The organism is Pseudomonas sp. MPB03 (assembly GCF_046605385.1).
Lineage (GTDB): Bacteria > Pseudomonadota > Gammaproteobacteria > Pseudomonadales > Pseudomonadaceae > Aquipseudomonas > Aquipseudomonas zanjanensis.
In genome coordinates, this window is record NZ_CP176770.1 from 4,406,325 (window position 1) to 4,433,094 (window position 26,770).

The 26,770-nt window shown below is 62.6% G+C and carries 22 protein-coding genes; 19 read left to right on the forward strand and 3 right to left on the reverse strand.

Annotated features, from left to right (window positions below):
• The first annotated feature begins 308 nt into the window (after window positions 1-308).
• The 16 genes from ACLH0I_RS18830 (at window position 309) to ACLH0I_RS18905 (ending at window position 18,480) form a co-directional block, all read left to right on the forward strand.
• Window positions 309-1,673: a UDP-glucose dehydrogenase family protein gene (locus ACLH0I_RS18830; protein WP_411385072.1), complete on the forward strand. Its 1,365-nt coding sequence runs from the start codon at window positions 309-311 to the stop codon at window positions 1,671-1,673.
• Window positions 1,670-2,725: an NAD-dependent epimerase gene (locus ACLH0I_RS18835; protein WP_411385073.1), complete on the forward strand. Its 1,056-nt coding sequence runs from the start codon at window positions 1,670-1,672 to the stop codon at window positions 2,723-2,725. Before ACLH0I_RS18830 ends, ACLH0I_RS18835 begins: the two co-directional genes overlap by 4 nt.
• A complete protein-coding gene (locus ACLH0I_RS18840) occupies window positions 2,722-3,468 on the forward strand; it encodes a sugar transferase (protein WP_411385074.1) in 747 nt (248 codons plus the stop codon). Before ACLH0I_RS18835 ends, ACLH0I_RS18840 begins: the two co-directional genes overlap by 4 nt.
• Entirely contained in the window at window positions 3,469-4,113 is a 645-nt protein-coding gene (locus ACLH0I_RS18845; protein WP_411385075.1) for a CpsD/CapB family tyrosine-protein kinase, read from the forward strand. It abuts the gene before it with no gap.
• A 20-nt stretch (window positions 4,114-4,133) separates the two neighbouring features.
• Window positions 4,134-5,156 carry a polysaccharide biosynthesis/export family protein gene (locus ACLH0I_RS18850; RefSeq protein ID WP_186708624.1) on the forward strand — a complete coding sequence of 341 codons (1,023 nt, stop codon included), beginning with the start codon at window positions 4,134-4,136 and terminating at the stop codon, window positions 5,154-5,156.
• Window positions 5,157-5,171: 15 nt separating this feature from the next.
• Window positions 5,172-6,764 carry a GumC family protein gene (locus ACLH0I_RS18855; protein ID WP_411385076.1) on the forward strand — a complete coding sequence of 531 codons (1,593 nt, stop codon included), beginning with the start codon at window positions 5,172-5,174 and terminating at the stop codon, window positions 6,762-6,764.
• Window positions 6,761-7,864 carry a glycosyltransferase family 4 protein gene (locus ACLH0I_RS18860; RefSeq protein ID WP_250965597.1) on the forward strand — a complete coding sequence of 368 codons (1,104 nt, stop codon included), beginning with the start codon at window positions 6,761-6,763 and terminating at the stop codon, window positions 7,862-7,864. Before ACLH0I_RS18855 ends, ACLH0I_RS18860 begins: the two co-directional genes overlap by 4 nt.
• Window positions 7,861-9,231: an O-antigen ligase family protein gene (locus tag ACLH0I_RS18865; protein ID WP_411385077.1), complete on the forward strand. Its 1,371-nt coding sequence runs from the start codon at window positions 7,861-7,863 to the stop codon at window positions 9,229-9,231. Before ACLH0I_RS18860 ends, ACLH0I_RS18865 begins: the two co-directional genes overlap by 4 nt.
• Window positions 9,228-10,187, forward strand: coding sequence for a glycosyltransferase (locus ACLH0I_RS18870; RefSeq protein ID WP_250965595.1), 960 nt, complete (start codon window positions 9,228-9,230; stop codon window positions 10,185-10,187). Before ACLH0I_RS18865 ends, ACLH0I_RS18870 begins: the two co-directional genes overlap by 4 nt.
• Complete coding sequence (locus ACLH0I_RS18875) at window positions 10,180-11,316, forward strand: glycosyltransferase family 2 protein (RefSeq protein WP_411385078.1); 1,137 nt, start codon at window positions 10,180-10,182, stop codon at window positions 11,314-11,316. Before ACLH0I_RS18870 ends, ACLH0I_RS18875 begins: the two co-directional genes overlap by 8 nt.
• Window positions 11,317-11,328: 12 nt before the next feature.
• Entirely contained in the window at window positions 11,329-12,333 is a 1,005-nt protein-coding gene (locus ACLH0I_RS18880; RefSeq protein WP_411385079.1) for a polysaccharide deacetylase family protein, read from the forward strand.
• Entirely contained in the window at window positions 12,330-13,634 is a 1,305-nt protein-coding gene (locus ACLH0I_RS18885; protein WP_186708605.1) for an oligosaccharide flippase family protein, read from the forward strand. Before ACLH0I_RS18880 ends, ACLH0I_RS18885 begins: the two co-directional genes overlap by 4 nt.
• A gap of 263 nt (window positions 13,635-13,897) precedes the next feature.
• Window positions 13,898-15,847: a hypothetical protein gene (locus ACLH0I_RS18890; RefSeq protein WP_411387533.1), complete on the forward strand. Its 1,950-nt coding sequence runs from the start codon at window positions 13,898-13,900 to the stop codon at window positions 15,845-15,847.
• A complete protein-coding gene (locus tag ACLH0I_RS18895; RefSeq protein WP_186708603.1) occupies window positions 15,844-16,533 on the forward strand; it encodes an N-acetyltransferase in 690 nt (229 codons plus the stop codon). Before ACLH0I_RS18890 ends, ACLH0I_RS18895 begins: the two co-directional genes overlap by 4 nt.
• Before the next feature lie 5 nt (window positions 16,534-16,538).
• Window positions 16,539-17,714: a GNAT family N-acetyltransferase gene (locus tag ACLH0I_RS18900; RefSeq protein ID WP_411385080.1), complete on the forward strand. Its 1,176-nt coding sequence runs from the start codon at window positions 16,539-16,541 to the stop codon at window positions 17,712-17,714.
• Window positions 17,686-18,480, forward strand: coding sequence for a carbohydrate deacetylase (locus tag ACLH0I_RS18905; protein ID WP_411385081.1), 795 nt, complete (start codon window positions 17,686-17,688; stop codon window positions 18,478-18,480). The genes ACLH0I_RS18900 and ACLH0I_RS18905 overlap by 29 nt, the downstream gene beginning before the upstream one ends.
• A 65-nt stretch (window positions 18,481-18,545) precedes the next feature.
• Here ACLH0I_RS18905 and ACLH0I_RS18910 read toward each other — a convergent pair whose 3' ends face one another.
• Window positions 18,546-19,088, reverse strand: coding sequence for a hypothetical protein (locus ACLH0I_RS18910; RefSeq protein ID WP_250965340.1), 543 nt, complete (start codon window positions 19,086-19,088; stop codon window positions 18,546-18,548).
• Between the two features lie 161 nt (window positions 19,089-19,249).
• Here ACLH0I_RS18910 and ACLH0I_RS18915 point away from each other — a divergent pair, with 161 nt between their 5' ends.
• Window positions 19,250-20,188: an alpha/beta hydrolase gene (locus ACLH0I_RS18915; protein ID WP_411385082.1), complete on the forward strand. Its 939-nt coding sequence runs from the start codon at window positions 19,250-19,252 to the stop codon at window positions 20,186-20,188.
• Window positions 20,189-20,514: 326 nt separating this feature from the next.
• On the opposite strand, the gene ACLH0I_RS18920 is transcribed toward ACLH0I_RS18915, so the two are convergent.
• Entirely contained in the window at window positions 20,515-21,228 is a 714-nt protein-coding gene (locus tag ACLH0I_RS18920) for a FadR/GntR family transcriptional regulator (RefSeq protein WP_411385083.1), read from the reverse strand.
• A gap of 336 nt (window positions 21,229-21,564) precedes the next feature.
• Between ACLH0I_RS18920 and ACLH0I_RS18925 the strand changes: the two genes are divergently transcribed.
• The gene (locus ACLH0I_RS18925; RefSeq protein WP_411385084.1) at window positions 21,565-22,911 is read left to right on the forward strand and encodes an MFS transporter; all 1,347 of its coding nucleotides are present in this window, start codon (window positions 21,565-21,567) and stop codon (window positions 22,909-22,911) included.
• Between the two features lie 29 nt (window positions 22,912-22,940).
• Window positions 22,941-24,284 (forward strand): glucarate dehydratase, encoded by a 1,344-nt coding sequence (gudD, locus tag ACLH0I_RS18930; protein ID WP_411385085.1) that lies wholly within the window; start codon window positions 22,941-22,943, stop codon window positions 24,282-24,284.
• Between the two features lie 247 nt (window positions 24,285-24,531).
• Here the strand turns inward: gudD and glgB are convergent, their stop codons facing one another.
• Window positions 24,532-26,766 (reverse strand): 1,4-alpha-glucan branching protein GlgB, encoded by a 2,235-nt coding sequence (gene glgB, locus ACLH0I_RS18935; protein ID WP_411385086.1) that lies wholly within the window; start codon window positions 26,764-26,766, stop codon window positions 24,532-24,534.
• Window positions 26,767-26,770: the final 4 nt, after the last annotated feature.

Sequence of the window (26,770 nt, forward strand, 5' to 3'; positions counted from 1 at the left end):
GCGCAAGAAACGTCCACCCACAACACGCGTCAAAAAAAAGTTACCCCAAAAACGACACGAAAATAGGTAACAAAATATAAAAATCTATGGATAACGACCGTTTATCGCTTTGTTAAATGCCGGACATCCCCAGTAAAACAGCCACTTTGCTAGAACAGTCAATGACTTGATATCAAAAGGCCCGATTTCACATGAATTGCCAACACTGACAACTGTCATTTTGCTGACACGCTTTTCTGAAGCTGCGCTATACCCCTCTAAACAGTTTCATCCGAGTTACATCATTCGGTTTGCGAGGCGCGCCAAAAATGGACGTGAGCGTATTTGGTACGGGGTATGTCGGGCTGATCCAGGCGGCTGCAATGGCCGACGTCGGACACCGCGTTTTATGCATCGATATCGACCCGAACAAGATCCGGCAACTGCAACAGGCTGTGCCAACCATCAGCGAGCCGGGACTGTCCAATCTGCTCGAAGACAACATCAAGGCCGGACGCTTGTCGTTCAGCTCCCAGGCCAGCGACGCGGTCAATCATGGCGAGCTGATCTTCATCGCCGTCGGCACGCCCGCCGATGAAGACGGCTCGGCCGACCTGAGCCATGTGCTGGCGGTCACCCGGCAGATCGCCGATTTCATGGACAGCGACCGCACCCTGGTCATCAAGTCCACGGTGCCGGTGGGCACCGCCGACAAGGTGGCCGAATGCGCCCGCCAGGCATTGGCCCGGCGCGGCCTGAAACAGCTGAACGTACGCGTCGTGTCCAATCCCGAGTTTCTCAAGGAAGGCAGCGCCCTGGCCGATTGCATGCGTCCGGACCGGATCATTGTCGGCACCGCCGATCCAGTGGCCCGCGACCAGATGACCGAGCTCTACGCGCCCTTCTGCCGCAACCACGAAAAACTGATGTTCATGGACAACCGCAGCGCCGAACTGACCAAGTACGCCGCCAACGCCATGCTCGCCACCCGCATCAGTTTCATGAACGAACTGGCCAACCTCACCGAACGGTTGGGCGCCGACATCGAAGCGGTGCGCAAAGGCATCGGCTCGGACCCGCGCATCGGTTATCACTTCATCTACCCCGGCTGCGGTTTCGGCGGTTCGTGCTTTCCCAAGGACCTGCGGGCCCTGCTGCACACCGCCGAACAAAGCGGCATGCCACTGCGCCTGCTGCGCAGCGTCACCGACGTCAACGACAGCCAGCGGCACATCCTCTTCGAAAAACTGGCCAAGCAGTTCCAGGATGGCCTGGCCGGCAAGTCGATTGCCATCTGGGGCCTGGCGTTCAAGCCCAACACCGATGACATGCGCGAAGCCCCCAGCCGCTACCTGATGGAAGCCTTGTGGCGCGAAGGCGCACGGGTCCAGGCCTACGATCCGGAAGCCATGTCCGAATGCCGTCGCCTCTACGGCTATCGCAAAGACCTCAACCTCTGCGCGACCCGTGATGACACCCTGGAAGACGCCGATGCCCTGGTGATTTGCACTGAGTGGAAGAACTTTCGCGTGGTGGATTTCGACCTGCTGGCCAGCAAGTTGCGCGCCCGGGTGATCATCGATGGCCGCAACCTGTACAACCCCGAACACCTGGCCGCCGCCGGGCTGTTGTATCGCGGTATCGGGCTGCGGCACACCGTGCCCGGCACCCCGGCGCCAGGGCCACAAGCATGAACATCCTGGTCACCGGCGCAGCCGGTTTCATCGGGGCCCACGTCGTGCTGCGGCTGCTGCGCGACGGCCATCGGGTGTGCGGGCTGGATAACTTCAACGACTACTACGACCCGCAGCTCAAGCACGACCGCGTGGCCTGGGTGAACGGCCAGGTCGGCAGCTTCCCCTTGGCGCGGCTCGACCTGGCCGACGCGCCGGCCATTGATGAACTGTTCCAAACCCGACGCCCGGACGTGGTGATTCACCTCGCGGCCCAGGCCGGCGTGCGCTACTCCCTGGAAAACCCCCAGGCCTATGTCGACAGCAACATCACCGGGTTCCTGAACATCCTGGAAAACTGCCGTCGGTACCCGGTCAAGCACTTGATCTACGCCTCCTCGAGCTCGGTGTACGGCGCCAACACGCGCATTCCTTATTCAGTCCAGGACAACGTCGACCACCCGTTATCGCTGTATGCGGCGAGTAAAAAAGCCAACGAACTGATGGCCCACAGCTATAGCCACCTGTTTGGCATTCCCTGCACCGGCCTGCGCTTCTTTACGGTGTACGGCCCTTGGGGCCGGCCGGACATGTCGCCGATCCAGTTTGCCCGCGCCATCGCCGAAGACCGGGTGCTGCAACTGTTCAACCACGGCGAGCACCAGCGGGATTTCACCTACATCGACGACATCGTCGAAAGCATCGCCCGCCTGATCGACCGTGCGCCCCAGGTCACGCCTTTGCTGGACCACGAACAACCAGACCCGGCCACCAGCCGCGCGCCCTGGCGGATCTACAACATCGGCGGCCAGCACCCGGTGGCGCTGCGCACCTATGTCGCGCTGCTGGAAAAACACCTGGGACGAACCGCCCGCATCGAGCTGCTGCCCCTGCAAGCCGGCGATGTGCTCAACACCTGCGCCGATGCCAGCGACCTGGCACGGGCCACCGGCTTCCGGCCGTGCATCGCACTGGACGACGGCCTGGGTCGTTTCATCCAGTGGTTCCTCGATTACTACCCACTGCCTGCCCACGCGCCGCTCGCGGCCCAACCTCAGCGGAGGAGTCTATGACCCGACATGAACAAGCCATCGAGATCAACGCCCCCGGGCGCGACAAACGTGTCGATCCCGACCACCGCAGGCGCCTGGACGCGGCCATCCACCGCCAGGGCCGTGGATGGTTGACCGGTCGCGACGGCGGCCGGCCCTGGACGGTCTCGCGCACCAACCGTGTCGTGGCCTGCCTCGGCGCACTGGCGATCCTGGTGGTGTTCTGCCCGCTGTTGCTGGGCCTGGCACTGCTGGTCAAGTTTTCCAGCCCGGGCCCGGTGCTGTTCATACAGAAGCGCACCGGTTATCGCGGGCGGGTGTTCGGCATGTACAAGTTCCGCACCATGGTCGCCGACGCCGAGGCCCTCAAGGAGTCGCTGCGCCACCTCAACAAACACGGCGCCGATGCCATCGATTTCAAGATCGACAACGACCCGCGCATCACGCCCATCGGCCGGTTCCTGCGGCGCAGCAGCCTCGACGAACTGCCGAACCTGATCAACGTAGTGACCGGCGACATGCGCCTGGTGGGCCCGCGGCCGACCTCGTTCAACGCCTATCGCTACAAGGACAACCATCTTGTGCGCCTGAGCATCTACCCCGGCATGACCGGCCTGTGGCAGATCTCCGGGCGCAGCAATATCGACTTCGACCAGCGCGTGGAATTGGACCTCAGCTATATCGCTGAACAAAGCCTGTGGCTGGATTTGAAGATCCTGATGCTAACCCCCTTCAAAGTTTTCAGCGGCCACGGAGCGAGTTAAATGGACGGTTCAACGAATATCCTGACCATAGCCAGCCCGAGCGAGACCAACCTGACCTCGACCGTGCTCGACCCTTCCCTGCGGATCCTGCTCTTGACGTCCGCCAACACCGGTACCGGCACCAGCACCAGCGCCATGGCGCTGGCCGCGCAACTGGCTCAGATGAGCAACGGTCGCGTCCTGCTGGTGGATGCCAGCCAGTCACCGCGCAACCTCAGCCAACAGCTGTCGTTGCACAAGGAGCGCGGCTTCACCGACCTGCTGTTCAACAGCCTTGCCCCGCCCCTGTTGCAGGATTGCGTGGTGCAGGCGTCCAGCCTGCCCTTCGACGTGCTGCCCCACGGTCGCCTCGGCCGTAATGCTGACCACCTGAGCCCCGAGCGCCTGCGCCCGTTGTTCAGGCAACTGGCGGCGCAATACCGCTTTGTGGTGATCGACGGCGACGCGGTGTATTCGGCCAGCGACACCCTGGTGCTCAGCACCCAGGTGGATGGCGTGGTGCTGGTGGTGCGCGGTGAAGACACCCGCTGGGAAGTGGCCCAGGCCGCCCGTCAGCGCCTTTCCCAAGCCGGCGCGAAAGTGGTCGGCAGCGTGTTCAACCGCCGCAAGTACTACATGCCCAAGTGGCTCTACAACAACCTGTAAGCCTGCAAAAGGATGACGAGATGAACGCCAAGATGCTTGTCCTGCTGTTGCTGCCGCTTGCCGGTTGCTCCAGCACCACCGATACCCGCTCGATGCCGGTGCAGATCCTCACGGCCGCGCCGGCCAACGCCCAGGCCACGGACATGCCCAGGGTCGAACAAACCCTGAGGCCCCAGGATGTGCTGGATGTGATTTTTCACATCGACACGACCTCGTCCCAGGCTTATCGAGTGCAACCTGGCGATCAGGTTGCCTTGAACTTCACCGCCGCCAGCCAGCTCAACGGCACGCAACAGGTGATGCCCGACGGCAGCATCGAACTGCCGGGCGCCAACACCTCGGTGAAAGTCGCCGGCCTGACCACCGACGAAGCCCGCCTGGCGGTGCAGCGTGCCTACAACCAGAAGATGCTGTTCCAACCCAACCGCAACCAATTGACCGTTCTGGTGACGAGCCCGCTGTCCGGCGAGACGAACTTGCGCAACACCCTGACCCACCCGGCCACGGGCATGAGCCGGGAAATCATCGTGGGCCGGGATGGCTACGCCAGCTTCCCGGAAATCGGCTCGGTGCCGTTGCAAGGCATGACCGTCACCCAACTGGAAACCTTCCTCAACGAGCGCTACGCGCAACTGCCCGGCCACATGACGGTGGATGTGCTGCTCAAGTCCACCGCCGGCAACGAGATCTATGTCCTCGGCGAAGTGGCGCAACCCGGTTCCTACCCGATCCGCCGGCCGATCTCGGTCCTCGAGGCCCTGACCCTGGCTCGTGGCACCAACGTCAAGGCCAGGCTCGACTCGGTGGTGATCATGCGTCGCAACGGCAATCAGGTTGAAGCCCGCCACTACGACGTGGAGAAGGCCCTGAGCGGTGACGCCTCGCAGATCGCCTACCTGCAACCGGAAGACATGCTGTATGTGCCCAAGACCGGCTTGGCCAAAGCCGGTGAAATGGCCAGGCAACTGGCCGATGTGGTGCTGTTCCAGGGCGTTGGCGTCAGCTTCGGCTACGACCTCGACAACGACAGCAGCGGCAACTGACCCAGGTGAATGATCATGAACCCCAAGGAAAACTATCTGCACGAGTTCTTCAGGATCTTCTTTGCCAACAAGCAGTGGGTGAAGCGCGTCTTCCTGATTTTCGCCATGATCGCCCTGGTGCTGCCGTTGATGCTCAAGCAGAGCTTCGACATCACCGCCCAGGTGATCGTCCAGTCGAAAAAGCTCTCCCAGGGCGACGCCACCACGTCGCTGAACCAGGAAAACGCCACCTTCATCCCGCCGTCCCTGGCGGACATGGAAACCGAGAGCAATATCCTGCGCTCGCCGGCGCTGATCCGGCAGACCATCAGTGTCCTGCGCGAACAGGGTGAATACACCCCAAGCCCCGGCATTCTCAACAAATGGGTGAGCGAACCGCTCAAGCGCTACATCACCCAGCCCCTGCGCGAGTACGTCGTCAATCCGCTGCGCGATGGCCTGGGGCTTGAGGTCGATCCGGTGCGCGACACCGTGCTCGATACCCTGACCGACGAGGCCATCGAAAACCTGAAGATCGAGACGCTGCCCGGCTCGAACGTTATCTCCATTGTCTACAGTTTCGGCGACCCGGCCCAAGGCACCCGGTTCGTGGCGCAACTGCTGCAGAACTACCTCAGCAACCGCCAGGACCTGCAGTCGATCGAACTGCCGCAGACCTTCTACGAGCAGAAGAAAGCCCAATACCAGACGCGCCTTGACGGCTTGGAAGGCAACCGCCTGACGCTGCTTGAAGGCGTCGGCTCTTCCGATCCCAAGGAAGAAATCACGTTCCGCTTGAATGCGATCAACACCGAGGAGCAGGCCCTGAACCTGTACCGGGATCGCCTGCTGCAAAGCCAACGCTGGCTCGATTACCTCAAGACCAGCCTGGCGGCGGCGAACAGCTCGCGGTTCAACGACTACACCTTCCCGTTCACCTTCACCACCACCGTGGACAACATCGCCTTCGAAGACCGGGAAATCCGGCAAATGGGCGAGCAATTGACCAGCCAGGTGAGCCGCTACATGAACGACCTGGCGATCTTCCAGCCCAGCAGCGAACCCATGCTGCTGGCCCGGGAGCAGATCGTGCGCACGCGCCAGCAGTTCCTCAAAGTGGTGAACAACCGCATCCAGGAACGCACCACCGACCTGGCGGTGGTCAGCTCGGTGATCAATCAGAAAGTCGAACGCATCGCAGCCTTCAAGGAACGCATCCACCAGTTGCAGGAAACCCAGAGCAAGCTGCGGCAGATGGACACCGAGATCAACGCCCTGCATGCGGCCTTCTCGACTTATGCCCAACGCTTTGCCGAGGCCAGCACCGCGCGTTCGCTGGACAACGACCTGTCCAACGCCCGGGTCCTGAGCCCGCCGTTCGAACCCACCGCCGCGGCCTTTCCCAAGCCGATGCTGATCATTGTCTTCGGCATGTTCAGTGGCCTGCTGCTGGCGATCGCCCTGGTCTATGTGCGTGAGTTCTTCGACCATCGCTTCAAGCACCCAGCGCAAATCAGCCAGCAACTGGATCTGCCGGTCTTGCTGGTGATCAACGAGCAGTCACCCGAGCAGATCAATCCACACCGCAACTGGAGCCTGCCCAGCCTTGTCCATTGGGTGAGAAATTGAACGCGCCGTTCGGCCCGTCCCGCCATGACAGCCCCTTGTCGATCATTCATTTGCTCGACAGCGGCGGCTTCTATGGGGCCGAGCGGATGCTGCTCGATCATTGCCTGGCGACACCCGGCCAACATCAGGTGGTGTTTCTGGCGGCGCCGCCAACCTTGATCACGCGGTTCCGCCAGGCCGGAGTCGATTGCCACCACTGCGCCAGTTGGGCCGAGTTGTTGCAACATTTGCGGCAACGGCGCGCCGAGCGACCACTGATCAATACCCACAACTTCAAGGGTCTGTTGTTCGGCTGGTCGGCGGCCACGATGCTGCGCCTGCCGCTGGTGATTACCCAGCACGGCTTCACGCCGCGCAGTCCAAAGCAGCGGTTCTATACGTGGCTGAGCCTGCAACTGTGCCGTACCGCACCGGTCAAGCGGGTGGTTTGCGTGGCCGAAAGCATCGCGGCGCTGCACCGCCAGGCCAGCGTGAAAGCGGAAAAACTCGATGTGATCCCCAACGGCCTGCCCGCCGTCACGACGCCGCTGCCCCACCACGCCGACAGGCAGCGCTGGCGGGTCGGCTACGTCGGTCGGTTGAGCAGCGAGAAGGGCCCGGACCTGTTCCTCGACGCGATGATCCCGCTGTGCCAGCGCCATGCGTCGCTGCACGCGGTGATGCTTGGCGACGGCCCGGAACGCCAGTCCTTGCTCAAACGCATCACCGATGCCGGGCTGCCCACACGCATCGAACTGCCTGGTTATCAGACAGACATGGACGGCTGGTGGAGCCGCCTCGATGCGCTGGTGATCAGTTCACGCACCGAAGGCACGCCGATGATCCTGCTCGAAGCCATGCAGGCCGGCGTGCCGGTGGTGGCGTTCGGCGTCGGCGGCATTCCCGATATCCTGCAAGACCGGCACAACGGCCTGCTCGCTACACCGGCCGACAGCGAGGCGCTGGCCCGCCAGATCGAAACGCTGTTCAGCGAACCGCCCCTGGCGCGGATCCTCGCCGACAACGCGCGGTGCACCCAACGCGACCGCTACGACCTGCGCACGCTGGCCGAACGCTGGTCACAACTCTATATCCGCACGGCACGGGAGGCTCGACCATGATCGTCCCGCTCTCGATCGTCAGTCTGCTGGGGCTGGTCTGCCTGGCATTGCTGGCCAGTCCTTATCCGTTCCTGGCACCAGGCGCAGTGTTCGGCCTGGTGGGCGTCGCCATGCTGTACCGCAAGCCCAGCTGGGGTTTGCTAGGCATTGCCGCGCTGCTGCCGTTCGAAGGCCTGTTCAAGGACAACGCGTTTTCCGGCAGCAAATTCCTCGGCATAGCGCTGATCCTGATCCTGATGCTGCAGTTGGCCTTGCACCAGATCCCAGGGACGCGCTTGCGCAGCAATATCTGGAAGCCGTTACTCGGCTTCATGGCGTTGTATGGCCTGAGCCTGTTGATCTCGGAAAACATCGGCGTGTCCCTGACGCATCTGCGTGAACTCGCCGTAGGGCTGATTCTGTTTGTGATCGCGCTGCTGATCGGCCGCGAGCTGAACCTGGATATGTTCGCCCGGCTGATGACGGTGAGCGTCGCCACGGCCTGCGTGCTCGCGATGTTTTCAGCCCGGTACCAGGATCAGGGCCGCGCCTCGGGGTTGCTGGAAGACCCGAACGCCTTTGCACTGTTGATTGCCTTTACCGTACCGCTGGCATTGCTGCTGACCCTACGCAGCCAGAACCTGTTGCACCGGTTGTTCTGGGGTGGCGCTTTCATCCTGTTGTTGGGCGGGATGACCAAGACCGAATCGCGTTCAGGGCTGGTTGTGCTGTTGCTCAGTCTGATGATCGGCTTGTATCACTATCGGGCGCAGCTACCTCGCATACGTCCTCGGCACCTGGGGTTCGCGATGCTCGGCCTGGCACTCATGGTTCCGGTGACAGTCGCCGTGATGCCGGCTGGCTACGTGGCACGCATCCAGTCGTTGAGCATCCTCAGTTCCGGCACCAATGCCCACAAGGACGGTTCCTTGGGTCGTCGCGCCTCCTACATTGTGGTGGGCAGCCAGATGATCCGAGAAAATCCGATTCTCGGTTCCGGCCCCGGGACGTTTCCGCAGCACTACGCCCCCACCGGCTACGCGAAGGCATTCTCGGCCAATCGCAAAATGGGCGATCTGTACCGCCAGGCCCATAACACCTACCTGGAAATCTTCAGCGAAATCGGCGTACCAGGCGGCTTGATGTTTGTCGCTACGATTGGGCTGGGCCTCTATAACCTGATGCGCGCGCGCCAACTCTGGCTCCAGCGCCGGGACTGGGCCCAGGCGGACCTGCTGACGCACTTGGGCATGAGTTTCCTGTCGCTGGCGTTGTTCCTGATGTTCCTCAGCGCGCCGAACCACAAGTTGCTGTGGATCATGCTCGCCTTGACCAGCATTTTGCGCTACGACGCCGAACAGGCCGAGCCGCAGGAGGCCCGTTCATGAGCCGCGTAAGCATCATTATCCCGATGTACAACGAGGCCCGGCACATCGGCCGTACACTGCTGGCGGCGCTGGAAGCGGCTCGCCAGGCGCGGCTGGATTGCGAGTTGATCGTGGTGGACAACGGCTCCGACGACCACGGTCCGCGCATCGCCAATGAGCTGGGCGCGCGGGTGTTGATCGTACCTGGCGTGCACATCGGTGCCCTGCGCAACCGTGGCGCGGCGGTCGCCAGTGGGGAATGGCTGGCGTTCATCGACGCCGACATGGAAATGCCGGCCGACTGGCTCAAGTCACTGCTCGAAATGGAAGGCCGCCAGGGCGATGTGCTGGCGCTTGACCTGGATACGCCCGGCCAAGCGCCGTGGTTTGCACAGGCTTGGCAGCGCCGCAGTCAGCGTCCGGGCTCCCGCCCCTTGCATCGCGTGCAATGGTTACCCAGCGCCAATCTGTTGATGCGTCGCGCCTGGTTCGAACGGGTCGACGGTTTCGACGAGACCCTGCGCACGGGTGAAGACAAGGATTTCTCCCTGCGCCTGCGCCAAGCCGGTGCGCAGTTGTTGCTGGTCAACGAAAGCGTGGCCCTGCACTGGGGCTATGAAGGCAGCTGGCGCGAATGGATGAGCAAGGAGCTGTGGCGCCAGGGCAGTCACTGGCAGTTGTTGCGCAGCCACGGGCCGAGCCTGCGCCTGCTGCGGTTTCCCGCGCTGTCCATTGGCACCTGGGGCATGGATTTGCTGGCACTGATCGCCTTGCTTCAAGGCCAGGCGCGCCTGGGGCTGATGCTGTTGTTCATCAGCACATTGCCGGCCTTGGTGCTGAGCCTGCGCCAGAGCCAACGCGACCCGCGCCTGGCCTTGCAACTGTGGACCTTGCACGGGGTGCGCCTGCACCTGACCGGTGCCGCGCTGCTGCTCAATCTTTTCCAACGGAACGTCAGGAGACCTGCCCGTGGCTGAATATCTGTATTGGTCTTGCCTGTTGCTGCCGGTATACGCCTACCTCGGCTACCCCGTGCTGTTGACCTTGCTCGCCCCGCTGTTTCCGGTACGCCGCTACATCACGGCAGTGCCCATGGACGTCAGCATCATCATTGCTGCCCATAACGAGGCGCGGCACATCGAAGCGAAATTGCGCACGCTGCTGGCCCAGGATTACCCGGCGCGCTCGCTGCAAATCATCCTTGCCAGCGACGGTTCCACGGACGACACGGTGGCCTGCGCGCGCAACGTCATCGACCCGCGGATTACCGTGCTCGACCTGCCACGCCAGGGCAAGGCGGCCGCCCTCAATACCGGCGTGGCCCACAGCAGCGGCGACATCCTGGTGTTCACCGATGCCGACAATCAATGGTTTCCCGACACCCTCGGCCATCTGCTGGTACCGCTAGGGGATCCTGAGGTTGGCGCCTGTGCCGGCCATATGGAGATTCCCGTGCCGGGCAAGGGCCTGAGCCTGGGCGATAGCCTGTATCGGCACTACGAAGGCTGGTTGCGGCGGGTGGAGAGTCGCACCGACTGCATGGTCTCGGCCGACGGTGCCCTGTTGGCTTTACGCAGGGTTCTGTTCCAGCCGATCCCAGCCCAGGTCAACGATGACTTTTTCCTCAGCACCTGCGCGCCGGCCGCCGGCAAATCCATCGTCTACGTACCCCAAGCCCGGGTGACCGACCAGGGCGTGGACGAAGCCGACAAGCAGTTTCGCCGCCGCCAGCGAGTCACCGTCGGTGGGTTGCAGAGCCTGGCCCAGCGCCGGGAGCTACTTAACCCGCTGCGTCACGGCCTTTACGCCATCGGGTTGATCAGCCACAAATTGATCCGCCGCCTGGCGCCGGTGTTGCTCTTGCCGCTGTTGCTGAGCAACGCCTGGCTGTGGGACGACCATCCGTTCTATCGCCTGAGCCTGGTGGCGCAGTTGCTCGGCTACGCCATGGCACTGGTCGGCTTGATGGACGCCGGCCACCGGTTGCCCCGGCCCTTTCGCCTGGCAGCGTTCGTACTGGTGACACTGGCGGGCATGAGTATCGGGCTCTGGCAGTTCCTGCGGGGCCAGCGCTACAGCCAATGGAACCCCGAGCAGAATCGCTAAGGAGAAGGGCCGATGTCGATCAAACACGTCTTCAAGCGCACCGGCGGCTGGTTGTACCTGAACACGTCCCTGGGCCGCCACCCCCTGCGTGGCGCCGGCGTGATCCTGATGTTGCATCGCGTGTTGAACAACGACCGCGCCGCCGAATTGCCCCATCGCAACGAGCTGTGCGTGGGGCCCGATGCGTTTGAACATTTGCTGATCTGGCTGCAACGGCATTTCGAATGTGTGCCGCTGATGACCCTCTTGCTCGCCGACCCTGAAAGCGTCCCCAACCGGCCGCGAGTGGCCCTGACCTTCGACGATGGCTGGCGCGACAACGCCATGAATGCCTTTCCGTTGCTGCGCCAATACCAGGTGCCGGCGAGTATTTTCCTGTCCACCGACTTCGTCGGCAGTCGCCAGCACTTCTGGTGGGAAAGCATCGGCGAAACCCTGTGGGGCAGCCACGGACAGGTGGCACGGCATTCGCTGATCGAGCAGCTGCAACACGTCGGGCGGCCGTTGCCGGTGCTGCTCGATGATATCGACGATGAGCGCCGCAGCCTGGCGCTGCTGCATTATCTGCAAAGCCTCAAGAGTCTCGACCCGCGCACCTTGAGCGACCTCACGCAGGCCTGCCCGCACGGCTCGCAACCCCAAGCGCTGGATTGGCCCCAGGTGCGCCTGCTCGAAGATTCCGGCCTGGTCCGCTTCGGCCCCCATGGCGCCAGCCACGCGATCCTGACCGGGCTGGACGACCAGCGCCTGCATGAAGAACTGACCCGCAGTTGGACAGCCCTGGAAAACGGCTGCGCCCAACCTTTGCCGGTGTATTGCTACCCCAACGGCGATAACGACGCTCGCGTGCGCCAACAGGTGGCGGCCCACGGTTTTGCCTTCGCCCTGGGCACCGAGGCCGGGCTGTATCGCAACGATGGCGACCCTTTGAACCTGCCGCGTTTCGGCGTCAGCCAGCGCAACGCCTGCCACCCTGAATTGTTGGCCTGGCGCATTCGCCAAGGAGCCCGTTCATGAATCGCGCACATTACATCAGGCTTTTGGTGTTGAGCATGGGCACGAGCCTGGCAATGATCGGCCTGCGCCTGCTGCGCAACGTGTTGCTGGCACGGATCCTGGGGCCCAGTGAACGCGGGCTGTTGGCACTGCTGAGCACCCTGCCGGACCTGATCAGCGCCACCACCAGTGGAGGCCTGAATTCTGCCGTGGGTTATCAGGCGGCGCAGCATCGCTCGATGAGCCTGTTGCTCAGCCACGTGCTGGTCTTCGGCTGCCTGCTGGCGGGGTTGCTGACGCTGCTGGTGGTGGCGCTGGTGCGCGGGTTCGGCGCCGAACTGGACATCACCCTGCAACTGGGGCTGCTGGCCTGGCTGCTGTTGCTGGCCGTGCCGCTGGCGGTACTCAAGAGCGGCCTGCTGACACTGCACAACGCCTCCGGTGGCGTCGGTGTGTTCAATGCCTTGCGGCTGATGGAATCCCTGGTCCCGCTGTTGCTGTTCGTGGCGCTGTTCTGGATGTGGAAAGACACGGCGCTGGAAGCGGCGCTGATCAGCTGGCTGGCGGGCCTGAGCCTGGTCGTACTGGCAGGCTGGATGTGGTTGCGCCGAGATCATGCGTTCACGCTGCGCTGGGATCGCACCGGCCAGAACGAACTGCTGCGTTACGGTGTCCGCAGTCATCCGGACCTTTTGTTCCAGCAACTGATGATGCGCTCGGATTACCTGTTCATCGGTGCACTGCTGGGCAGCACGGCGCTGGGGCACTACGCCATGGCCAGCGCCGCGGCTGAACTGCTGCATATCGTGCCGGAAGCGGTCACCACGCCACTGATGAAACGCCTGCTGCAGCAAGACACAGACATGAAGCGCCTGACCCCGCTGGCCTTGCGCCTGACCGCCACGGCCATGCTCGCTGCCTGCCTGGGCATGGTACTGGTCGGCGAATGGCTGATCGTCACCATGTTCGGCATCGCCTATCAACCGGCGTACCCGGCCCTGCTGGCGCTGCTGCCTGGGGTGTTCGGGTTGTGCTACGCGAGCATCCTGCGCCTGGACCTGCTGGGCAAGGGCCGCCCCGGCAGCGTTTCGTTGCTGATGGGCGTGGGGGCGCTATTGAACCTGGCGCTGAACCTGATCCTGATTCCGAGCTACGGCATCGTCGGCGCCGCCGCCGCTTCGTCCATCGCTTACTTGGGCGTGACCGTTGCCATGCTGGTGATGTATTGCCGCCTGAGCGGCGTGGCGCCGTGGCAGACACTGATTATCCTGCCCAGCGATTTGCTGCCGATGCGCCAGATGCTGTTGGGGAAATCCGCGTGAACACCGTTGCCAGCAAAACCGCCATCGCGAGCAAGCTCGCTCCCACAGGGTCCGGTATGTGTAAGCACCACAAATCCCTTGTGGGAGCGAGCCTGCTCGCGAAATCGGTGGATCAGTTGGCGCTGATGTTGCGTGTGACGGCGCCATCGCGAGCAGGCTCGCTCCCACAAAAGCCTGGCGCCGAGCACAATTTTCATGACCACCACAAATCAACTGTGGGAGCGAGCTTGCTCGCGATGAGGCCCGTGCAGCGCATGCTCAAAATGAGCGGTTGCCTGTGTTTCCTGCTTTTGGCCACCTCGGCCCAAGCCGCGTCCATGCAGTGGACCGGTATCCGTGACGGCAGCCTGTACCTGCAAACCGACCGTCCGGATGCTGTCACCGTACGCTGGGTGCCCGCCTGGCAGGCCGAGGCCAATGCCGAACACGTGTATCTGCTCGACGGCCACGGGCGGTTGGCGGGCGAACGCCTGGTCAAGGCCGACCAGGTGCGCGGAGAGCAACAATGGCCCTTGCTGCCCGGCGCCGCCAGTTATCGGTTGGAGATTCCCGGCTACAGTTTCCGGCGCTATAGCGTCGAACACGACGCCCGCACCCGCGCACTGTTTGCTCCGGCCAAGGTGCATTTCAGTGCTGAAGCCCACGATGGCGACGAACTGTATTTCAAAGTGGCAGCCGGCGAACAGGCGGTGCTGGCAGGCAAGTTCCACGGCGGCGCGCGGGCATTGCAAGCCCGGCGCGTCGCCGATGGCAAACAGCTGCAACTGAACCTCAAGCCGTACCGCGCCTATTGGCAGTTCGACCAAGTGGCCCTGCCGGTGACGGATGTTGAACAAGTCTGGCGCCTGCATGTACAGGGCAATGGCAAGCTGGCGTTCTGGCTGGACGGCACGGCCAACCTGTTCGCCCAGGACCCGGCGCACTTGCAACCGGTGCGCCAGGATCCGGGGCAGACCCACCTGACGCTACACGACGAGACGCTCGGCACGACCCCCAAGCTGGGCATATACCTGCCCTACGAATTACTGCCGCCCTCCAGCTACGCGATGCTCGATGCGCTCAAACCCCAGGCGGCAAGCCTCTACAGTTTTGTCGATGTCATGGCGGCCAAGGTCAATCATGAAGACGCCTTCCGACGTTTGTATCAGGGCCGCTTCGGCATCAGCCAGGACATCACCCTGCTGGCCGCTACCCAGCGCCGGGCGGATCTGCAGGCCGACCGGACCAGTCTCAGCGGTTTGCAAGCCTGGCTCATGTCGACCCGGGCTTCGGGCGGCAACGGTATCCATTACCTCAGTTTTGCCGATGAGCCAAACCTGAACTACCCAGACTTCGCCAGTTTCCAGCAACTGTTCCAGAGCATGGCGGCCCAGGTCCGCGCCAACCCTGCCAACGCACGCGCCGGTGTCCGCATCGCCATACCCGCCAGCTCCCGGTTCACCAACGGCCCCTTCACCGATAATGCGGCTGACAAGCGCGGGATCGACTGGGCACGGCGCCTGCTCGCGACGTCCGACGACCAGATCGACGCCTTGGCCTGGCACGAATGGATGATCCGCGACCTGCTGGCGACCCGGGTCTACCGCGACAGCGTCCGTCAGGCCGCCAACCTGGTGGGGCTGGACAGCCAGGGCCGGCCCCGCAAGGCGTTGCTGTTGGACCAGACCAATATGTCCAGCGGCTCGAGCCTCAGCCCTTACGACCAGGAAACCCACTACGCCGCCTTGTGGTGGACATCGGTGGCAATCAACGCCTCCGCGGATGGTTGGCTCGACATGCTCAACTGGTTCATGCTCGCCGACGAACCCGAATACCCCAAAGGCATGGTGCGGGTGCTGGACGACCAGCGCTTCGAGCTCAAGCCCGTGGGCCTGGCCCAGCAGTTCATCCAACAGCACTGGCTCGACCAGGTGCTGCGCCTGGACAACGACGCGTTTGAAGTCGACGTACTGGCCATGGCCACCGGAAAACAACGCAATCTGCTGGGCGTGAACAAAAGCACGCGAGCCCATCAGGTCAGCCTCGACGGCACGGCCTGCCCTCAGCCAGGCATGACCTTGATGTATTTCGGCCCGGACAACCGCAGCCACAGCGCTGCGCTTGAGTGCAAGGCCGGCCAGGTCGGGTTCCTCCTGCCAGGGGAAACCGTGTTCGCCCTCAGTTGGACAGCTCCCCTTCCCCCCAACCCTGCCACCCGTCAGGAGGCACCATGAACGCTCTGCAAACATTGCGTGATCGCATCCAGAAAAAAGGTCTGCGCGCCGTTCTAAAGCAGCTGTGCAGACGCTACGTATTTGCCCACACCCGACTGGTATGGCTGGAGCATGACATACGGACCCCGCTCCCCCCCCATAACCTCAAGCCCTACCCACCGATGCGCCTGGAGTTCATCACGGTCAGCAACGCCGATGCGTTTGCCCGACACTTCGGCGACCGCGTCGAAACCATGCGCGAGTTGGCGGCCGAAGGCTACACCGGCTTGATGTACCTGGATGATCAGGGCGACAGCGTGGGCTTCGCCTGGGCCAGTACACGGGACTATTTCGACCGCCATTTCTACCGCTGCAACTTTCCGATCAAGCCTGGCGAATACTTTCAGTTCGGTGGCGAGGCGATTCGTCAATACTGGGGGACCAGTATCTCGGCGGACATGCAGTTGGAGGTGTGGAAAGTCATGGCGGACCAGGGTTGCAGCACGATGGTCGATGTCTGCGATCTGCAAAACATCCAGGCGATCAAGATGCACATCCGCATGGGCTTCCAGGAGCGCGGGCAGATCACCCACCTCTACCGTTTGTTCGGTCTTTGGCGGTTCCTGCGCAATACGTCTTACGCCGGCACGGCACTGGACGCGTTCCGTAAACCGGCGCAGCCGGCTGCCTCGACGTCGGCGGCCTGATCCCCATGGCGATCCGGTTCCAATGGTGTCGCTCCCTGGGCGCAGCGGATTTTCCTGTATCAGCTTATGAACAGCTGCTGACCCAGGTGGCCGACGCAACACCGTTCAATAGCCTGGCCTGGCTGCAAGCGGCGGAATTCGCCCTGTTGCCCGAGCAGCAGTTGCATGTCCTGCTGGGCTGGCAAGACCAGGCCTTGTGCCTTTGCCTGCCCTTGATATCAGGACGTGAACGTATCGGCGGGTTGCGGTTCCGAGTGTTGCATCACTTGGGTTTTCCAATGACCGACCGCATCGCCCTGCTGGCGCGCCTGGACGCCGAAGACATGGGGCAGGCGCTGATGCAGATCCGTCAGCACTTGCCTCACGCGTTGCTGCAATTGAATGAAGTGATCGAGCCGATCGGTGAGCAAAGCGTCCTCAGCGCCTGGATGGCGCTGAGTTCAACCGGAGAACGGCGGCTCAGTTGCCGGGTTCCGGTGCATTTGATCAATGACAGTGACCGTCAAGAGATATCCGGCGATCCACGCTACAAATTGCGCCGGGCGCGCAAGCGGATCGCCGCCTGTGGCGCCGAGATCCGCCGGGTGACACCGGATGCCATCAGCATGGGGCAATTGCTGCGAACCCTCGCCGACGTCGAGGCGGTCAGCTGGAAAGGCGAGGAAGGTGTCGGCATTTTCGCCGACCCCAGGCGCCAGCAATGGATGAACCACGCCTTCACCGCCCTCGCCGCCCAAGGCCTGGTGCGGGTGGTGCTGCTGGAGCTGAACGGCGAGTGCATCAGCTATCGCCTCGGCCTGCTGGACCAGGGCCGGCTGTACGATTACAACCTGGCGTTCCTGCCGCAGCATGCCGACCTGGGCAGCGGCCGGGTATTGCTTGAAGAGTGGATTCGCTGGGGGCTGGACGAAAACTGGCGCTGGATCGATGCGTCGCGGGTCAGTCTCAATAACTCCAACCATCAATTGCACGAGCGCATGACCGGCCTGCTGGAACACTGGCGTTGGAGTTTTTATTCCTGGCAGCCTGATGGTTTGCTCCTGGGTTTCGCCTTGCGGCTTTGGAAGAGCCTGAAACCATGGCTTGGCAAGCGCAAGACTAAACCAACCGCGGCGACGTCATCGTCTTCCACCAAGCCCCAGGAGCACACCCATGCCTCGCCGAGCGATCATCAACGCTGACGACTTCGGGCTCAGCCTCAGCGCAAACGCATTGATCCTGCGGGCCTTCGAGACCGGCGTGATCAGTTCCGCCTCGGCCATGGCCAACATGCCGGGTTTCGAGCAAGCCTGTGAATGGGCCCGGCAACCGCTGCTCAACGGCCACGTCGGCCTGCACTTCAATCTCAGCTACGGCCCGTCGCTGGGCCAGGCAATCGCATCGCGCCGGCTTTTTTGCGACGCCAATGGCCAGTTCGACCTGAACCTGTCGCGGTATTGCCTGCGCCTGGGTACAAAGGACCTGGCGGCGGTAGAAGATGAGCTCCATGCGCAATGGCAACGTTGTCTGGATCATGGCCTGAGCCCCAGCCACCTCGACTCTCATCAGCACGTGCACAATATCTGGCCCATCGGCGAACTGGTGGCCCGCTTCGCCGCCCGGCAAGGCGTGCCCATGCGCCTGGCGCGCAACCTGGGGGTGAACTTGAACCTGCCCAAGCGCATTTTCAAGACCCTGCTCAACCGGCGCTTGCGCAGCCTGTGCGGGGCGACAGCGGATTACGTCTGCACGCCAGCCGACCTGGACCACGCCGCGCCGCCGGAACACGGCTCGCTCGAGGTCATTGTTCATCCGCTGCAATTGGACGGAGATTTTGGCGATGCCAGCCTGATGCCAGGAGACTCGTTGACCCACGTACTGCACAAGCGCCTGGCGGGCGTGCCCAAGGTCGCGCATGGCCGGACCACGCGGGTGTTGAAGCTGGTTGAGCATGGGGATAGGCACTGACAGGGACGCGTATACCTGTGGCGAGGGCCCTCGCTACAGCTCATTCGTTGTTTCAACTACCGTGTTCAAGCACCGAGGCTCAGCCGCGCCAGCGAGGCACGGCGATCGATGGCCTCACGCAACCGGCGCTTCTGCGCCTCCCAGACATTGGCATCCACCCGGGGTGAACGCATCAGCGCCAACATCGCTTCCTTGGCGTTGAGGTATTCGGCCCACGCATCCCGCGCCTTGAGACTGCGCCGCTCTTCCTCGCTCATGTCCATGCGCCGCAGGGCCAGGGCACACTCGTCCTGAATCAACGGGCCGAGGGTCGCCTGGATCTTGTGGGGTGCCTTGAAACACGCCGTACCGGCGACGATATCCCGCGCCCGGTCCAGGCCCCATTCCAACGCCTGGGCCAGTGGTTCATGCAAGGTGCGGTCGTAGAACTCTTCGACCCAAACGGATCCATTCGGACGATAAACACAGACGAAGACTTGCGTCATGCCCTGCTGATTGATTCTTGCTTGAACCTCGACCTGGGTACCGTCTTCCAGGGTCTCTTCGTGGTTACGCGCCGGCAACCGGCTGTTCACCCAAAGCCAATACTGTGCGCTTCTACGTCGCATCGCGTTGCCCTCCCCCTAAGGAACAGGGAGTAAGACACAGGGTTGGGGGATTTTCCAGCGCCGACAAGCGCGCTTCAGACGAATGACAGCCCGAAATCCCTGCGTCGATTTCGAAGAATCTGCTACAAGGCATCTTCGGTTTCGAGTAGCGAATGGCATCGATGTCTTCACTCTTACTTTCTGGCCTGAAACGCCGCTGGTTGGCTTGGCTGTGCATGAGCGCATTGGTGATCGGCCTGCCGGTGGGCTGCGGGGTGTTGCAGCACAAGGAACGAGAACTGGTCTTTCGCATCGAGCCGGGAACGGCGAGCTGGTTCAGTGGGTTGCCCAGTGGTGTGCAGGAATTTGACCTCAAGCCCAAAAGCTTCAAGGCCGGGGAAAATATCCACGGCTGGTGGTGGCCGGCCGAACGCAAGAACGCGCCGGCCATTTTGTATTTGCACGGCGTACGCTGGAATTTGACTGGCCAATTGTTTCGTATCCAGCAATTGAGGGCGTTGGGCTATTCGGTACTGGCCATCGACTACCGTGGCTTTGGGAAAAGCCATGGGGAGCTGCCGTCGGAGGCCAGCGTCTATGAAGATGCACGCATTGCCTGGGAGCGTCTCGAAGTCTTGCAACCGGACCCAAGCCTGCGGCTGATCTATGGCCATTCCCTGGGGGGCGCCGTCGCGGTGGACCTCGCTGCGCAACTCGGCCAGCAGGTGGAGAAGGATGGCAAAGCCCGGGTCCGGGGCTTGGTCATCGAATCCACCTTTACCTCCCTGGGCGATGTCGCCACCGCGATGGCGAATACCTCCCTGCCGGTGCGTTGGCTGCTGTCGCAGAAGTTCGACTCTATCGACAAGATCGGCGAGATCAACATGCCGCTGCTGGTTGTCCATGGCGCCGCTGACCGCTACGTGCCGCCACGGTTCAGTGAACAACTGTTCAATGCCGCCCGGGAACCCAAGCGCCTGCTGCTGGTGCCTGGGGCGACGCATAACAACAGCATGAGCCTGGCGGGCAAAAACTACCGGCAGGCCTTGGATGCACTGATGAAAAGCTCACCATCGCCTGTGGCCGGAAACACCCCCACTGCTCCGGCCAAAGCGGGTTGAGCCACTGAATCCCCATGCCTCCTGTGGGAAACGGTGGGTCAGTTAGTAGCGATGTTGGCTGTGCCGGCGCCATCGCGAGCAAGCTCGCTCCCACAGTGGTTTTGAGGGGTTCTCAGGTATCGCTGCACCGCTGATTCCCTTGTGGGAGCGAGCTTGCTTGCGAAGGCGGTGGGTCAGTTGATGGAGATGTCGGGCTGTGCCGCAGCCTTCGCGAGCAAGCTCGCTCCCACAGTGGTTATGAGGGGTTTCAGGTATCGCTGCACCGCTGATTCCCTTGTGGGAGCGAGCTTGCTCGAGATGGCGGTGGGCCAGGCGACGATGAGCTGTCAGGATCCGGCGCCAAACCGGTCACGGCTGTTGGTCAGGTGCAGCCACATGGCGGCGCGGGCGGCGTCCGGGTCCTGGCGCTTGATGGCGTTGAAGATCGCCTCGTGCTCAAGGCTGGCAAACTGCGCCAGCTTGCTCAGATCCGCCTGGCCGCGCTCGGCCACGTTCACACGGGTCCTGGGAATCATCGCGCTGCCCAGGTGCTGCATGATCTCGACAAAACAGGCGTTGTCCGTGGCTTCGGCGATGAGCAGATGGAAACGCCGGTCAGCTTCGACACAGCTGTCGTTGTTGCTGGACAACCGCTGGTAATCCTCCAACGCCTGGCGCATCTGCTGCAGTTGGTGTTCGCTGCGACGCTGGGCCGCCAAGGCGACGGCCTGGGTTTCCAGGCCCAGACGCAGTTCCAGCATCGCCCGCACCCCCGCAGCGGTGTCGACATTCAGCCGCAGCCCCTGCTCGCCAGTTTGCGCCAGCACAAAGGTGCCGATGCCGTGGCGAGTCTCCACCAGCCCCGAGGCCTGCAATTTGGAAATCGCCTCACGGACCACCGTACGACTGACGCCATGGGCCTGCACGATGGCACCTTCCGACGGCAACTTCTCGCCCGGTTTCAACTGCCCCAGCAGGATGCTCTGGCTCAGCTTCGCCACCAGGTCATGGGCCAGGTTGTGGGTGCGCTTGCGCAGGGGCGCTTCGGTATCTTGCGGCATCGCCGGGGTTCCTTGAAAACAGGCTGGCTGATCGTATCACCAGCGGGCGCGGGAAATCTCCTCGGCGAACCCTCAACTTGTATGACAACACTCAAGATCAATCGATTTTCATTGAAATCCGCACTCATTAGATAGTGCTACCGATACCTTCAAAAACCCTGAATAAAATCGACGACTTCGGCAAAAGCCAACAAACACGCAATAAAAACCTTTCCCACCCAATCCAATCATGCTGAAAAACTGCTTGTCATCCAAAAAAATCAAGTTGTATGATGTCTATCAACATCGACACATAGACGATGCCCCGCATAAAAATAACGAGTGGGAGAGAAACCAGTGAACACATCCAGCCCCAAGGCGAATGCCGGAGCGGATCCGGTGCTGCTGTCGGCCATCGCCAAGGTCAAGCGCCATATCCTGCCGCTGTTCGTCATCATGTTTATCGTCAACTACATCGACCGCGTGAACATCGGCTTCGTGCGTGCCCACATGGAGCACGACCTGGGCATCGGTGCGGCGGCCTATGGTTTTGGCGCCGGCCTGTTCTTCATCGGCTATGCGCTGTTCGAAGTGCCGTCCAACATCCTCTTGCAACGCATCGGTGCACGCATCTGGCTGACCCGCATCATGCTCACCTGGGGCCTGGTGGCTGCGGGTATGGCCTTCATCCAGAACGAAACCCATTTCTACATCCTGCGCTTCTTGCTGGGCGTGGCCGAAGCCGGATTCTTCCCCGGGGTCATCTACTACTTCACTCGCTGGCTGCCCGGCGTCGAGCGCGGCAAAGCCATCGCCATCTTCCTCAGCGGTTCGGCCATTGCCTCGCTGATCTCCGGCCCGCTGTCGGGCCTGCTGCTGCAAATCAATGGCCTGGGCATGCACGGCTGGCAGTGGATGTACTTCATCGAAGGGATGTTTTCCGTCTGCCTCTGCGTGTTCGTCTGGTTCTGGCTGGACTCCAAGCCCCACGACGCCAAATGGCTGAGCCGTGAAGAACAAGACGTGCTGGTCAAGACCATCGACGATGAACAGCGCGCACGGGAAGCCGCCTCGCCGATCAAACTGTCCATCGGCCAGTTGCTCAAGGACCGCCAGATCATCCTGTTTTGCCTGATCTACTTCTTCATCCAATTGACGATCTATGCCGCCACGTTCTGGCTGCCGAGCATCATCAAGAAAATGGGCGAACTGAGCGACATTCAGGTCGGGCTGTTCAACTCGATCCCGTGGCTGCTGTCGATCGTCGGCATGTACGCCTTCGCCTCGCTGTCGGCCAAATGGAAGTTCCAGCAGGCTTGGGTCGCCACGGCCCTGTTGATCGCCGCGGCGGGGATGTTCATGTCCACCACCGGCGGCCCGATCTTTGCCTTCGTCGCCATCTGCTTCGCGGCCCTGGGCTTCAAGTCGGCGTCGTCGCTGTTCTGGCCGATTCCCCAGGCCTACCTGGACGCCCGCATCGCCGCCGGGGTGATTGCCCTGATCAACTCGGTGGGCAACCTCGGCGGGTTCGTCGCCCCAACCACGTTCGGCCTGCTGGAAGAGCACACCGGCTCGATCCAGGGTGGCCTCTACGGCTTGGCGGCCACCTCGATCATTGCCGCGATCATCGTGTTTGCCGCACGCAACACGCCCAAGCCCAAAGCGGTGACAACGCCGGTCGACCCGGCCACCAGCCACGTCTGATCATTCGATTGTCCAAGGATTAAGTACAAATGAGCCTTCCAGAAACCAGCAAAGCCCCGATCATCACCAGCATGCAGGTCGTACCCGTGGCCGGCCACGACGGCATGCTGCTGAACCTCAGCGGCGCCCACGGTCCGTTCTTCACCCGCAACATCGTCATTCTCAAGGACAACGCCGGTCACACCGGCGTGGGCGAAGTACCCGGCGGCGAGCGCATTCGCCAGACCCTCGAAGACGCCCGTTCGCTGGTGGTCGGCAGCCCTATCGGGACGTACCAGAAGATCCTCAACACCGTGCGCCAAGCCTTTGCCGACCGCGATGCCGGCGGCCGTGGCCTGCAGACCTTCGACCTGCGCATCACTATCCATGCGGTCACTGGCCTGGAAGCGGCCTTGCTGGACCTGCTCGGCCAACACCTGGACGTACCGGTCGCCGCGCTGCTCGGCGAAGGCCAGCAGCGTGATGAAGTGAAGATGCTCGGCTATCTGTTTTACGTCGGCGATCGCCAGCAGACCGACCTGCCCTATCGCAACGAACCGGACGCCGACAACGACTGGTTCCGCGTGCGCCACGAAAAAGCCCTGGACGCCGACGCCGTGGTGCGCCTGGCCGAAGCGGCCCAGGCTCGTTATGGCTTCCAGGACTTCAAGCTCAAGGGCGGCGTGCTCCAAGGCGACGCAGAAATCGAAGCGGTCACGGCCCTGGCCGAGCGCTTTCCACAGGCGCGCATCACCCTGGATCCGAACGGCGCCTGGTCACTCAAGGAGGCGATCCGTTTGTGCCGCGACCAGCACAAAGTGCTGGCCTATGCCGAAGACCCTTGCGGTGCCGAGAACGGCTATTCCGGGCGCGAGGTCATGGCCGAATTCCGCCGCGCCACGGGCCTGAAGACCGCCACCAACATGATCGCCACCGATTGGCGCGAAATGGGTCACGCCATCACCTTGCAGTCCGTGGACATTCCCCTGGCCGACCCGCATTTCTGGACGATGCAGGGCTCCGTGCGCGTGGCGCAGATGTGCAACGAGTGGGGCCTGACCTGGGGTTCCCATTCCAACAACCACTTCGATATTTCCCTGGCGATGTTCACGCATGTAGCCGCCGCGGCACCGGGCGACATCACGGCCATCGACACCCACTGGATCTGGCAGGACGGCCAGCGGTTGACCAAGGCGCCGCTGCAGATCCAGGGCGGTTGCGTGCAAGTGCCGAAAAAACCGGGGTTGGGGATCGAGTTGGACACCGACCAACTGGCCAAGGCCCATGAGCTGTACAAAGGCATGGGGCTGGGTGCGCGGGACGATGCGGTGGCGATGCAGTTCCTGATCCCGGGCTGGACGTTCAACAACAAGCAACCGTGCCTGGTGCGCTGAGTCGATCAACTCCCCTGTGGGAGCGAGCTTGCTCGCGATTGCGCAGTGTCAGCCTCTATCAAGTTGACTGATCCACCGCCATCGCGAGCAAGCTCGCTCCCACATTGGTTCAGGAGCTCATGAGCCTGGAGTCACCCATGACACCTTGTGGGAGCGAGCCTGCTCGCGATGACGGCGGCACATCCAATATCGCCCTCTCAGGCGGACCGCATCGCGAGCAGGCTCGCTCCCACAGGAGATTGTGTGATCAACCCTCCGGCCGCAGGATCAACACCGCCAACGGCGGCAGGTTGAGCTCCAGCGACAAGGCCTGGCCATGGCTGGGCACTTCTTCGGTGGAGGCACCGCCGCCGTTGCCGTAGTTGGAACCGGCGTAGGTGTCGGCATCGCTATTGAGCAATTCGACCCAACGCCCGCCGAACGGCACGCCGACCCGGTAGGCCTCGCGTGGCACCGGGGTGAAGTTGGCGACCACCAACACCGGCCGGCCATCCTTGCTCCAGCGCAGCCAGGCGTAGACGCTGTTGAGGGCATCGTCACCGATCAGCCATTGGAAACCCTGGGGCGCGTCATCCTGGTCATGCAGCGCCGGTTCTTCGCGGTACAGCCGGTTCAGATCGCTCACCAACTTCTGCACGCCCCGGTGCTCCGGGTATTGCAGCAGGTACCAATCCAACTGCTGGTCGTGGTTCCACTCGCGCCATTGGCCGAACTCACAGCCCATGAACAACAATTTCTTGCCGGGATGGCCCCACATGAAACTCAGGTAGGCCCTGAGGTTGGCGAACTTCTGCCAGCGGTCACCGGGCATCTTGTCGATCAGCGAGCGTTTGCCATGGACCACTTCGTCGTGGGAAATCGGTAGCACGAAACGCTCGGACCAGGCATACACCAGGCCAAAGCTCAGTTCGTTGTGGTGATGGGCGCGGTATACCGGGTCTTGCTGGATGTAGTGCAGTGAGTCGTGCATCCAGCCCATGTTCCACTTGTAGGCGAAACCCAGGCCGCCCTGCTGGGTGCTCTGGCTGACGCCCGGCCACGCGGTGGACTCTTCGGCGATGACCAAGGCACCGGGGGTTTCCAGCGCCACCACATCGTTGAGGTGCCGCAGGAAATCGATGGCTTCGAGATTTTCCCGCCCGCCGTGACGGTTGGGCACCCACTCACCGGCCTTGCGCGAATAGTCGCGGTACAACATCGAGGCCACGGCATCCACCCGCAGGCCGTCGACGTGGAAATGCTTGAGCCAGTGCAACGCCGACGCCAGCATGAAGCCGTGCACTTCGGTGCGGCCCAGGTTGTAGATCAGCGTGTCCCAATCCTGGTGGAAGCCTTCCAGCGGGTTGCCGTATTCGTACAGAGCGGTGCCGTCGAACTGGGCCAGGCCGTGGGTATCGGTGGGGAAATGCGCCGGTACCCAGTCGAGGATGACCCCGATATTGGCCTGGTGGCAGGCGTTGATGAACGCGGCGAAATCGTCCGGCGAGCCGAAGCGAGCCGTCGGCGCGAACTGTGACAGCGGCTGATAGCCCCAGGAACCGCCGAACGGGTGCTCCATGATCGGCATCAGCTCGATGTGGGTGAAGCCCAGGTCCTTGACATACGGAATCAACCGCTCGGCCATTTCATGCCAGTTGTATTGCCGGGCCACCTCCCCCGCCTCGTCGATTTCGCACTGCCAGGAGCCGGCGTGCAATTCATAGATCGACAACGGCGCGCCCGGTAGCTGGCGTTCGCGCCGGCTTTGCATCCACTCATCGTCGTGCCATTCGATGTTCAGCGGCGAGGCGACCTTGGAAGCGGTGTCCGGCGGCATCTGCGTGGCCAGCGCCACCGGGTCGGCCTTGAGGGGCAGGATGCCGTGGGCGCCGAGGATTTCATACTTGTAGCCTTCGCCAGCACCGAGCCTCGGGATGAAGATCTCCCACACGCCGGATGGATAACGGATGCGCATCGGATGCCGCCGTCCGTCCCAGACGTTGAAGTCCCCCACCACCGACACCCGTCGCGCGTTCGGTGCCCAGACCGCGAAGCGCACGCCGTCGACGCCATCGACGGTCTTCAACTGCGCCCCCAGGCAGGCGCTGAGATCACGATGGTTACCCTCGGCGAACAGGTAAAGGTCCATCTCCCCCAGCAACGGGCCGAAGCTGTAGGGGTCTTCGGCAACCTGCTCGCCGCCAGCCCAACGGGTGCGCAGCAAGTACGCCTGGGCGCGAGGGAAATGGCCGACGAACAGCCCCGGGGTTTCGGTGACTTGCAGCTCACCCAGTTCTTCGCCGCTGTCCCGGGCCAACACATGTACGCTCAGGGCACCGGGCAGGTAGGCACGGATGAACTGGCCGCCGGCGCCGTCGCCATGGGGCCCAAGGATGGAAAACGGGTCGTGATGTTCGGCACGCACCAGCGCGTCGATGTCATGGGGCGCCGGCAACAAGGACTCCTTGGCCTGCCCCTGGGGTTCTTTATTCGAGACACTCATGATT

Bases quoted from the DNA above. Each gene is read 5' to 3' on its own strand.
- ACLH0I_RS18830 (WP_411385072.1), top strand. From the start codon at position 309: ATGGACGTGAGCGTATTTGGTACGGGGTATGTCGGGCTGATCCAGGCG.
- ACLH0I_RS18835 (WP_411385073.1), top strand. From the start codon at position 1,670: ATGAACATCCTGGTCACCGGCGCAGCCGGTTTCATCGGGGCCCACGTC.
- ACLH0I_RS18840 (WP_411385074.1), top strand. From the start codon at position 2,722: ATGACCCGACATGAACAAGCCATCGAGATCAACGCCCCCGGGCGCGAC.
- ACLH0I_RS18845 (WP_411385075.1), top strand. From the start codon at position 3,469: ATGGACGGTTCAACGAATATCCTGACCATAGCCAGCCCGAGCGAGACC.
- ACLH0I_RS18850 (WP_186708624.1), top strand. From the start codon at position 4,134: ATGAACGCCAAGATGCTTGTCCTGCTGTTGCTGCCGCTTGCCGGTTGC.
- ACLH0I_RS18855 (WP_411385076.1), top strand. From the start codon at position 5,172: ATGAACCCCAAGGAAAACTATCTGCACGAGTTCTTCAGGATCTTCTTT.
- ACLH0I_RS18865 (WP_411385077.1), top strand. From the start codon at position 7,861: ATGATCGTCCCGCTCTCGATCGTCAGTCTGCTGGGGCTGGTCTGCCTG.
- ACLH0I_RS18870 (WP_250965595.1), top strand. From the start codon at position 9,228: ATGAGCCGCGTAAGCATCATTATCCCGATGTACAACGAGGCCCGGCAC.
- ACLH0I_RS18880 (WP_411385079.1), top strand. From the start codon at position 11,329: ATGTCGATCAAACACGTCTTCAAGCGCACCGGCGGCTGGTTGTACCTG.
- ACLH0I_RS18885 (WP_186708605.1), top strand. From the start codon at position 12,330: ATGAATCGCGCACATTACATCAGGCTTTTGGTGTTGAGCATGGGCACG.
- ACLH0I_RS18890 (WP_411387533.1), top strand. From the start codon at position 13,898: ATGAGCGGTTGCCTGTGTTTCCTGCTTTTGGCCACCTCGGCCCAAGCC.
- ACLH0I_RS18895 (WP_186708603.1), top strand. From the start codon at position 15,844: ATGAACGCTCTGCAAACATTGCGTGATCGCATCCAGAAAAAAGGTCTG.
- ACLH0I_RS18900 (WP_411385080.1), top strand. From the start codon at position 16,539: ATGGCGATCCGGTTCCAATGGTGTCGCTCCCTGGGCGCAGCGGATTTT.
- ACLH0I_RS18905 (WP_411385081.1), top strand. From the start codon at position 17,686: ATGCCTCGCCGAGCGATCATCAACGCTGACGACTTCGGGCTCAGCCTC.
- ACLH0I_RS18910 (WP_250965340.1), bottom strand. From the start codon at position 19,088: ATGCGACGTAGAAGCGCACAGTATTGGCTTTGGGTGAACAGCCGGTTG.
- ACLH0I_RS18915 (WP_411385082.1), top strand. From the start codon at position 19,250: ATGTCTTCACTCTTACTTTCTGGCCTGAAACGCCGCTGGTTGGCTTGG.
- ACLH0I_RS18920 (WP_411385083.1), bottom strand. From the start codon at position 21,228: ATGCCGCAAGATACCGAAGCGCCCCTGCGCAAGCGCACCCACAACCTG.
- gudD (WP_411385085.1), top strand. From the start codon at position 22,941: ATGAGCCTTCCAGAAACCAGCAAAGCCCCGATCATCACCAGCATGCAG.
- glgB (WP_411385086.1), bottom strand. From the start codon at position 26,766: ATGAGTGTCTCGAATAAAGAACCCCAGGGGCAGGCCAAGGAGTCCTTG.